The sequence below is a fragment of the Cellulomonas biazotea genome (assembly GCF_004306155.1).
Lineage (GTDB): Bacteria > Actinomycetota > Actinomycetes > Actinomycetales > Cellulomonadaceae > Cellulomonas > Cellulomonas biazotea.
On the sequence record NZ_BIMR01000178.1, the window covers coordinates 1 to 9,639 of the forward strand.

Annotated in this window: 7 protein-coding genes, 2 pseudogenes and 1 riboswitch; of the genes and pseudogenes, 7 read left to right on the forward strand and 2 right to left on the reverse strand. The window is 75.3% G+C overall.

Translation table 11 applies throughout. The annotated features are described in order from the left end of the window. The first annotated feature begins 171 nt into the window (after positions 1-171). Positions 172-2,040 (forward strand): DUF4012 domain-containing protein, encoded by a 1,869-nt coding sequence (locus CBZ_RS12000; RefSeq protein WP_130781774.1) that lies wholly within the window; start codon positions 172-174, stop codon positions 2,038-2,040. Positions 2,041-2,271: 231 nt separating this feature from the next. After that, positions 2,272-2,964: a peptidase gene (locus CBZ_RS12005; RefSeq protein ID WP_130781775.1), complete on the forward strand. Its 693-nt coding sequence runs from the start codon at positions 2,272-2,274 to the stop codon at positions 2,962-2,964. Positions 2,965-3,096: 132 nt separating this feature from the next. Here the strand turns inward: CBZ_RS12005 and serC are convergent, their stop codons facing one another. Next, the gene (gene serC, locus CBZ_RS12010) at positions 3,097-4,245 is read right to left on the reverse strand and encodes a phosphoserine transaminase (RefSeq protein ID WP_246013315.1); all 1,149 of its coding nucleotides are present in this window, start codon (positions 4,243-4,245) and stop codon (positions 3,097-3,099) included. A gap of 111 nt (positions 4,246-4,356) precedes the next feature. Here serC and CBZ_RS12015 point away from each other — a divergent pair, with 111 nt between their 5' ends. From CBZ_RS12015 to CBZ_RS12030, 4 genes and pseudogenes are all read left to right on the forward strand, one after another. Continuing rightward, a complete protein-coding gene (locus tag CBZ_RS12015) occupies positions 4,357-5,043 on the forward strand; it encodes an iron-dependent transcriptional repressor DtxR (protein ID WP_130781776.1) in 687 nt (228 codons plus the stop codon). A 364-nt stretch (positions 5,044-5,407) separates the two neighbouring features. Beyond that, a riboswitch (cyclic di-AMP (ydaO/yuaA leader) is annotated at positions 5,408-5,568 on the forward strand. 2 nt (positions 5,569-5,570) lie between these two features. Further along, positions 5,571-6,344 carry a C40 family peptidase gene (locus CBZ_RS12020; protein ID WP_130781777.1) on the forward strand — a complete coding sequence of 258 codons (774 nt, stop codon included), beginning with the start codon at positions 5,571-5,573 and terminating at the stop codon, positions 6,342-6,344. 372 nt (positions 6,345-6,716) lie between these two features. Further along, positions 6,717-7,179 (forward strand): annotated as a pseudogene (locus CBZ_RS22140) (HNH endonuclease). Positions 7,180-7,318: 139 nt separating this feature from the next. Next, entirely contained in the window at positions 7,319-8,254 is a 936-nt protein-coding gene (locus tag CBZ_RS12030) for a universal stress protein (protein WP_130781778.1), read from the forward strand. Between the two features lie 17 nt (positions 8,255-8,271). Here CBZ_RS12030 and CBZ_RS12035 read toward each other — a convergent pair whose 3' ends face one another. After that, positions 8,272-8,781 carry an Lrp/AsnC family transcriptional regulator gene (locus CBZ_RS12035; protein ID WP_130781779.1) on the reverse strand — a complete coding sequence of 170 codons (510 nt, stop codon included), beginning with the start codon at positions 8,779-8,781 and terminating at the stop codon, positions 8,272-8,274. Positions 8,782-8,989: 208 nt separating this feature from the next. Here CBZ_RS12035 and CBZ_RS12040 point away from each other — a divergent pair. After that, a pseudogene (locus CBZ_RS12040) lies at positions 8,990-9,639 on the forward strand (hypothetical protein); the annotation flags it as partial.

The following is a 9,639-nucleotide window of genomic DNA, read 5'->3' on the forward strand; positions in this document are numbered from 1 at the left end:
CCAACACCCGCTCGGTCGCCTGACCCCGCCGTCGTCCGCCGGACGACCTGCGCGCCGACCGGCGCGAGGGGTGAGACGTCCGCCCGACGCCCCGCGCCGGGCACCGGCCGCGCGGGTGAATCCCCAGCCCGCCCGTGTCGGGCGGTTCGTCCGGCATGTCACGATCGGGCGGTGAGCACGCACGTCGACGACGGGGGAGGGGCGACCCCGCCGGGCGGGAGCCCCGAGGTCGACGACCGCCCCGCCCCCGACGCCCCCGACGCCGCACCGGCGCCCGTCCCCGGGCCCTCGCGCGCCGCACGGCGACGCCGGGTCGCGGGCCGTGTCGTCGTCGTGCTCGTCGTGCTGCTGGCCGTCGTGCTGCTCGTCGCGGGCTGGCTCACGTTCCGTGCCGTGCAGACCGTCGACGCCCTCACGGACGCCAAGGGCGCCGTGACCGACGTCCGGCAGGCGCTCGACGAGGGCGACACGGCGACGCTCGACGCCGCGCTGCCCCGCATCCAGGACGCGACCGCCCGCGCGCACGCGGCGTCGTCCGACCCCGTGTGGCGGGCCGCGCAGGTCCTGCCGCGGCTGGGGCCGCAGCTCGCCGCGGTGAGCACGGTGGCCGCGGCGCTCGACGTCGTGTCCCGTGACGCGCTCCCGGCCGCGACGACCGTCACGGACCTGCTGGGCGACGGGGCGAGCGTGCGGGACGCCGACGGCCGGGTGGACCTCGAGCCGTTCGTCGCGGCGGCCCCGGCGCTGGTCGACGCGGCGGCGGTCGCGCGCGAGGCCGCGGACGACGTCGCGGCCATCGACACGAGCGTGCTGGTCGGGCCGCTGGTGAGCCCGGTGCAGGAGGCGAGCGAGGGGCTCGCGGAGGTCGCGGGGGCGCTCGACGCGGGTGCGCAGGTCGCGACGCTCCTGCCGCCGATGCTCGGGTCGCAGGGGCCGCGGACGTACCTGGTGGCGGCGCTCAACAGCGCGGAGCTGCGCACGGCGGGCGGCATCGTCGGGAGTCTCGCGGTGATCCGGGCCGACGGCGGTGCGCTGTCCCTCGTGGACCAGCGCAGCACCGACGAGCTCAAGGGCATCCCCGAGCCGATCCTGCCGCTCACACCGGAGGAGGTCGCGGTCAACGGCGCGGGCCTGGGCCGGTACGTGCAGAACGCCGTCATGACCCCCGACTTCCCGCGGTCCGCGGAGCTGCTCGCGGCGCGCTGGGCGCGGGACGTCGGCGGCACGGTCGACGGCGTCGTCGCGACGGACCCGGTCGCGGTCGCGGCGCTGCTGCGCGAGGTCGGGCCGGTCACGGAGCCGGGCGGCGCGGTGCTCGACGCGGACACGCTGCTCGCGACGCTCCTGCACGACGCCTACCTGCGGTACCCGGACCTGCGTGCCGCCGACGACTTCTTCGCGAACGTCGCGGCGACGATCTTCGGCGCGCTCGGCTCGGGCGGCGGCGATGTGCGGGGGCTCGTCGAGGCGGCCGCGCAGGCCGGCGAGGAGGGGCGGATCCGGGTCTGGTCGGCGCACCCCGACGAGCAGGAGGCGCTCGCGGCGACGACCGTGGGGGCGGCCTTCCTCACGGGCCCGTTCGAGGACGCGGCGGGCGTGTTCCTCAACGACGCGACGGCGGGCAAGCTCGACTACTACCTGCGGTCGACGCTGACCGTCGAGGAGCTGCGCTGCACAGGCCCGGACCCGTCCGCGACGGTGCGGCTCGACCTCGCGTTCGACCCGCCCGCGGACGTCGCGTCGTTCCCGGAGAACGTGACGGGCACCAGCGGCCTCGTGCCCGTCGGGTCGATCGGCACGAGCATCACGCTGTACGGCCCGGTCGACGCACCACCGCAGGGGCTCGTGACGGACGAGGGCATCGTCGGCGGCACGTCGGCCACGGTGGCCGGGCGTCCCGTGACGGTCGTCGGCTCACGGCTCGACCCGGGCGGCCGGGCGACGTACCGGTTCGAGGTGCCGGTGCGTGACGGGCGTGTCGACGTGTGGACGACCCCGACGCTGACATCCCCGGGCTCGGTCGCGGCCACCTGCCCCTGACCCCGGCGCGCCGTGGCGCGGCGGCCGGGGCGCGACTCGTCCGGTGCGCGCCGTCGGGGCGACCGTCCCGGACCTGCGGTGTCGCCCGACCGGGTGACGGACAGGCGCGGGTCAACCGTTGCGCCGACCGGGTGAGAGTCCGAAATCACCCGTTCCGCCCCTATAACTCCAGAACTCCGCGGGGAAGGATGAGCACGAAATGTCCGAATCTGCCCATCGAGGGGACTGGTCATGAGCAAGGTTCTCCGGGCGTGTGCCGCCGCGCTCCTGGCGGCGTCCGCCGTCCTCGGCGTGCCGGCCGTGGCCTCGGCGGCGGTCGCACCGTCGCCCTCACCCAGCGGTCCGCTGTACGGCTGCCTGGGTGACACCGACGAGTACGGCGCACCGCTGCCGTGCGACCTCACCGTCACACTCCTGCAGCCGGTGTGCGACAACGACGTGCCCAAGCTCAGCTACGCGGTCGACGCGAAGGGCACGCCCAACACCACCGTCACGATCACGTGGGTCAACCCGAGCGGCGCGAGCGTCGTGCAGTCCGGTCTCCCGCTGACCGGCACCGTCCTGTGGCCCGGCGCCGTGGTCGGCCCCGACGGCAAGGGCGCGGACTGGCCCGGCTGGACGCAGCTCGCCGACGGCTCGTGGGTCGAGGGCGACGAGTTCGACTGGGTCCGCCCGTCCGTGACCGTGAACTTCGCGGTCAACCCCGAGGCGACGATGTCGGTCGGCTACCCGCCGTCGAGCCCGCAGTGCCTGACGAACCCGGGCGGCTCGGAGGTCCTCGCGGCCCCCGTCTCGAACCAGGTGCTGTCGGCCACCGGCAGCGAGGCGGGTCCGCTCCTGTGGATCGGCGGCGCGCTGCTCGTCGTCGGTGCCGGTGTGGTGACCGTCGTGACGATCCAGCGTCGCCGGCACGAGGCGGCCTGACACGACGCCGGGGGCCGGTCGGAGGGGACCGGTCCCCGGACCGTCCGGACGACGCCCGCTCCGCGACCCGCGGGGCGGGCGTCGCCGTGCCCGGCGAGACCCGCGGGCGGGCGGCGCCGTGCCCGGTCGGGCTCAGCCCAGGAGCTGCTCGACCACGTGGTCGACGCACGCCGTGAGCGCGAGGACGTCGTCCGGCTCGACGGCCGGGTACATCGCGACGCGCAGCTGGTTGCGGCCGAGCTTGCGGTAGGGCTCGACGTCGACGACGCCGTGCGCGCGCAGCACCTTCGCGACGGTCGCGGCCTCGACCTCCGGGTCCAGGTCGACGGTGCCGACGACGGTGGACCGCGCGGCGGGGTCGGGCACGAACGGCGTCGCCCAGTCGCGGGACTCGGCCCACCCGTACAGGTGCGCGGCGGACGTCGCGGTGCGCTCGGCGGCCCAGGCGAGGCCGCCCTGCTCGAGGATCCAGTCGAGCTGGTCGGCGAGCAGGACGAGCGTCGCGATCGCGGGGGTGTTGAGCGTCTGGTCGAGGCGTGAGTTCGTCACGGCGGTGGTGAGCGACAGGAACTCCGGCACCCAGCGGTCGCCCGACTCGAGGCGGGACGCGCGCTCGACGGCGTCGGGCGAGAGGCAGGCGAGCCACAGACCGCCGTCGGACGCGAAGGACTTCTGCGGCGCGAAGTAGTAGGCGTCGGTCTGGCCGACGTCGACGGGCAGGCCGCCCGCACCGGACGTGCCGTCGACGACGACGAGCGCGCCCTGCTCCCGGGCGCCGGCGACCCGTCGCACGGGGGCGGCGACACCCGTCGACGTCTCGTTGTGCGGCCACGCGTACACGTCGACGTCGTCGACGTGCTCGGGCACGACGACCTGGCCGGGCGCGACGGTCGTCACGACCGGCTCGTCCAGGAACGGCGCGCGGGCGGTCGCGGTCGCGAACTTGGCGCCGAACTCGCCGAACGACGCGTGCGCGCTGCGGCGCTCCACGAGGCACAGCGTCGCGACGTCCCAGAACGCCGTCGAGCCGCCGTTGCCGAGGACGACCTCGTACCCGTCGGGCAGGTCGAACAGGGCGGCGACACCGGCGCGCACGCGCCCGACGACCGCGCGCACGGGGGCCTGGCGGTGGGACGTGCCGAGCAGGGACGACCCCGTGCGGGCCAGCGCGTCGAGCTGCGCGGGCCGGATCTTCGACGGGCCGGAGCCGAACCGGCCGTCGCGCGGCAGGAGGTGCGCCGGGATCGTCACGGCGGTCGGGGCGTCTGGGGCGGCGGGCACGGGGCGAGGATAGGCCGTCACGGCCCCGGAGGGTCGGACCGACCAACTAATCTGTGCACCAGCGTGCGGCACGGGGGTCCGTGCGGCACGAGAGACGCGGGAGGCTGTGCGGTGGGCGACCTGATCGACACGACCGAGATGTACCTGAAGACGATCTACGAGCTCACCGAGGAGGGACGCACGCCGCTGCGTGCGCGCATCGCGGAGCGTCTCGGGCGCTCGGGGCCGACGGTGTCGCAGACGGTCGCGCGCATGGAGCGCGACGGTCTCGTCGTCGTGACCGGCGACCGGCACCTCGAGCTCACGGACGTCGGCTACGCGAAGGCGGTGCGCGTCATGCGCAAGCACCGGCTCGCCGAGCGCCTGCTCACGGACGTCATCGGCCTGGAGTGGCCGTACGTCCACGAGGAGGCCTGCCGCTGGGAGCACGTGATGAGCGAGCGCGTCGAGAAGCGGCTCGCGTCGCTGCTCGACCACCCGCACTTCGACCCGTACGGCAACCCGATCCCGGGCCTCGCGGAGATCGGCGAGGAGGTCACGCGCGTCGCCTTCCTCGACGGCGTGACGCCGCTGACCTCGTTCGTCGACGGCTCGAGCGCCGTCGTCGCGCGCATCGCGGAGCCGCTGCAGGTCGACGTCGAGCTGCTGACGCGGCTCGCCGAGGCCGGGGTGCGCCCCGGCGGCGAGATCGTCGTCGAGCGGGGCGACGGGGTCGTCACGGTCGGCGTGCCCGGCTCGGCCACGGTGCTGGACCTGCCGGACGACGTCGCGCGGCACATCTTCGTCGGCGCCCGCTGACCCTGGCGCGACGCCCCTGGGTCGTCCCTGAGTCGCCCCGGTGCCGCTCCTGCGGCGCCTCTGCGCCGTCTCTGCGCCCACTCTGCGCCGTCTCTGCGCCCACTCTGCGCCCACTCTGCGACGCCCGGCGGGTGAGAGTTCGTCACGTGCCGTGCGCGCGCTCCCACGGCGCGGGAAGCGTCATCCCTGGTGGGCTCGGCGTGTCGCGTGGACACGCCGGACGGACGTCCAACACGTTCCGTATCTCGTCGTGATCGGAACGTGACAATCACCCGAACGCTCCTGTACGTTCAACCTGCTTCTCGGAACCCTCCTCCGTGGAAGCCCTCGAGCGGAACGCCTAACCCTGCCGCTGCTCCGAGGTCCGTACGAACCGCCGGCAGGGGCGGGGGACCCACGATTTTGTGGTCCACCGGAGACGGTGACCTTGGGGTGAAGCCGAGGTGGCAGCAGGACCGCCATCGAGGCCGGGTGTTCTCCCACCCGAACCCGACAGCTCACCTCGCAGGCGACAGGAGAGGCACCTAGTGACCGTGAGCACCACCCGCGCCCGGCATCGGGCCGCGCGTCGCCCGTCGACGCCCCTGTCCGAGCTGGCATCGGCCGCCTCGGAGCAGATGGGCACCGTCGGCCGCCGCACCGCCGTCGTCGCCGCGTCCTCCGGCCTCGTCGTCACGATGATCGGCGCCCCCGCAGGCGCCGCGTCGGACAACTCCGCCGCCGGCGCCCTGAACTCCGTCGACACCGCAGCACTCACCGCCTCCGCGCGTGCCGTGCTCAACACGTCGCCCGTCGTGAGCTCCCCGGCCGAGGCCGCGTGGACCTTCGACGCCCCCGTCGTCACCGCCGTCAAGCCGACGCCCCCGCCGGAGACCCGGCGCGCGTCGACCGCCGCGTCGCGCAGCACCACGACGCGCACGGCCGCCGCCCCCGCCGCGGTGACGAACGCCCCGATCCCGCAGTCGGTCGCCGGCAACGCGGTCCTCGAGGTCGCCGCCCGCTACGTCGGCACCCCGTACGTCTCCGGCGGCTCCACGCCGGACGGCTTCGACTGCTCGGGCTTCGTCTCGTACGTGTACGCCCAGCTCGGCGTCTCGCTGCCCCGCACGACGACGGGCATCAAGTCCGTCACGACCGTCATCTCGCGTGACGAGGCGCAGCCGGGCGACCTCATCTGGAGCCCCGGCCACATCTCGATCTACGCAGGCGGCAACGACCAGATCGACTCGCCCCGCCCGGGCAAGACGATCCAGTTCCGCGCCATCTGGCAGAGCTCGCCGGTCTTCCTGCGCGTCGGCTGACGCCACCCGCACGGTCCTCCGAGGCCCCCGACGACGTCCGCGTCGTCGGGGGCCTCGTCGTTCGCCCCACGCGACCCGGTCGCGGCGTGTTCACCCCGACGTGCGGCCCCCACCTGGTGGTGCTGTCCAGGTCGCCGCGTACGCTGGTCGCGCACCACGCTGTTGCTTCGCTTCGCCGGTCCGGCAGCCAGCCGGTCCGACTCACGAGGTCGGGAGGACGCCGTGCTGATCGAGACTTCGACGCCGGTCGCGGGGAACGCTCCAGGGGCGCCCGGGCGCGCCCGGGCCGGTGCACCGGCCGTCGCCCCACCCGCACGGCCACCCGCACCCGTCCTGTCGTCCGGTGCCCGCTCGCTGCTGCTCAACGCGAGCATGGAGCCGCTGTGCATCGTGAGCCTGCGGCGGGCGGTCCTGCTCGTCATGAGCGGCAAGGCGACGGTGCTGGAGACCGACGGGCGGCTGCTGCACTCGGAGCACGCCGCGGTGCCGCTGCCCGTCGTCCTGTGCCTCACGCGGTACGTGCACGTCCCGGTGCGTCGCCCGGTGCCGCCGACGCGTCGCACGGTCCTGCAGCGTGACAGCCACCGGTGCGCGTACTGCGGCGGGGGGAGCGGACACCGTCGACCACGTGCACCCGCGGTCGCGCGGCGGGCGGCACGAGTGGACGAACGTCGTGGCGGCCTGCGTGCGGTGCAACCACCGCAAGGCCGACCGGCTGCTGCACGAGATCGGCTGGGAGCTGCCGTTCGCCCCGCGGGCGCCGCGGTGGTCGGTGTCGTTCGGGACGGCCGCGGCCCGCTCCGACCCGCTGTGGGCGGCATACGTCCCCGCCTGACGCCCTGCTCGTCCGGTGTGTGGCCGTTCACGGTCAAGGCTGTGCCAAACTGGGGTATGCCTGACGTCTGGACAGGTCGCCCGCCGCGGACGACCCGGCCGGGTCGAGCAGGCGGGCACGACCAGCGAGGAGGCCGGTGATGGTGCGGGACGACGTGGTGCTCGTCGGGCTGGACGGTTCCGCCGCCAGCCTGCACGCCCTCGACTGGGCCGCCGAGGAGGCCGCCGCGCACGGCTGGGGCCTGCGCCTGGTGTGCGCGTACTCGCTGCCCTCGTTCACGGCGGCGTCGCTCGACGGCGGCTACGCCGCGCTCGACGACACCGCGATCCAGCAGGGGGCCCGCGCGGTCCTCGCCGAGGCCACGGCCCGCGTGCAGGGCGTCGGCGTGCCCGTGACCTCGGTCGTGCAGACGGGCGACGCCGCGGGGGTCCTCGTCGAGATGTCGCACGGGGTCCGCCTCGCCGTCGTCGGCACCCGCGGGCGGGGCGGGTTCGCGGACCGGCTGCTCGGCACCGTGTCGTCCGCGCTGCCCGCGCACGCGTTCTGCCCGACGGTCGTCGTGCCGCTCCGCGAGAACGGCCGTGCGCTGGCCGACGACGCCGTGCTGCCGGCCGTCAAGCCCGTCCGTCGGATCGTCGTCGGCGTCGACGGCTCCCCGCAGGCCGAGCAGGCGCTGCACTGGGCGATCGGCGAGGCGGAGGCGTGGGGTGCCGAGGTGCACGCCGTCGCCGGGGTCCCGGTGAGCTCGCTGTCGGGGGTGCTCGCGTGGCTGCCCGACACGGTCGACCACGACCAGGTCCTCAAGGACGTCGCCGAGGGGCTGAACGTCGTCGTCGACCGTGCCCTGGGCGACCGCTCGGGGGTCGTCGTGAAGCGGCACGCGCTCGACGGCAGCGGCGCTGAGCTGCTCACCGAGTTCTCCGTCGCGACCGACCTCATCGTCGTCGGCTCGCGCGGGCGGGGCGGGTTCGCGGGGCTGCTGCTCGGCTCGACGAGCCAGGCGGTGCTGCACCACTCCGACTGCCCGGTCATGGTCGTCACCAACCGCTGCAAGGCGGACGAGAAGACCGCCTGACGCTCAGCCCGGCGCGCTCAGTCCGGGGCGGCGGTCGTCGGCTCCGTCGCGGTGCCGGCCGCGAGGTCGGCGGGCACGTCGGGGCGGCGCACGAGCGCCGAGAGGACGACCGTCGAGCGGGTCCGGGACACGAACGGCTCCGCGGCGAGGCGCTCGACCACCCGCTCCAGGTGCCGCATGTCGCGCGCCCGGACCTGCACCACGAGGTCGACGTCCCCGGTGACCGTGCTCGCCGCGACGACCTCCGGGTACTGCTCGACGGCGTCGCGCATCGTCGACGGGCTCGTCGAGCCGTGGCAGAACAGCTCGACGAACGCCTCGGTGCTCCAGCCCATCGCCGCCGGGTCGAGCCGCACGGTGAAGCCGCGGATCACGCCGGCGGCCCGCAGGCGGTCGACGCGGCGCTTCACCGCGGGCGCGGAGAGCGACACCTGCTGCCCGACCTGCGCGAACGTCGCGCGGGCGTCGAGCGCGAGGACGCGCAGGATCGCCGCGTCGAGGGCGTCGGTGCCGGTGTCGTCTCGCACGTGCCCATCATCGCGGACGCGGTCCGTGCAGGTCGTGCGTCCCGGTCGCGCGTCCCGGTTCGAGTGGCGACATCGGGGCGCACCCGACACCCTGGCCGAGATCGAACGAAAGGGAACGGAACGCTCAAGGACGACACCGGTCGTGCCGATGGGGGATGTGAGAGCCCCGCCCCTGCCCGGGGACGGGGCCGTCATTCGGGGGAGACGAATGGACGTGGACTCGAAGGACAACGGGACGCAGGTCGCCACGACGCCGGACGTCGCGCGCACCGGGACGCACCCGGCACCGCTCGGGACGATCCCGACGCAGCGCAGCCGGACGGGTCTCGCGGGGGCCGGCGGTGGCCGGACGCGCCGGACGTGGTTCGTCGTCGCGGGGGGCCTCGCGCTGGTGATGGCCGGTGCGACGACGGGCGTCGCCGCGCAGCAGGCCGCCGCCGCTCGTGAGGAGCAGCGTGCCGAGGCCCGCCTGCGCGTGTCCTCCGTCCTGCCCGTCGCCGCGCAGGACGTCCGCGTGGCCGGGGCGCTCGACAGCCAGGCGGTGTCCGCGGTCTACGGTGCGACGCGCGCCGCGGCGGCGGCGTCCGCCCAGCAGACCGTCGACCAGGCGAACGCGACGCTCGCGGCCTCCCCGCAGGCGGGCGACGCCCCGCTCGTCGCGCTCCAGGGCGCCGCCGGTGCGGTGAGCACCGCGATCGCCGGTCCGAACGTCTCCGTCGCCGCGCTGCGTACCGCCGCCGCCGGTGTCGCCGCGCCCCAGCAGGCGGTCGTCGACGCGCAGGCCGCGTGGGTCGCCGCGGAGCAGGCGCGCATCGCCGCCGAGCAGGCCGCGGCCGCCGAGGCGGCACGTCAGGCCGC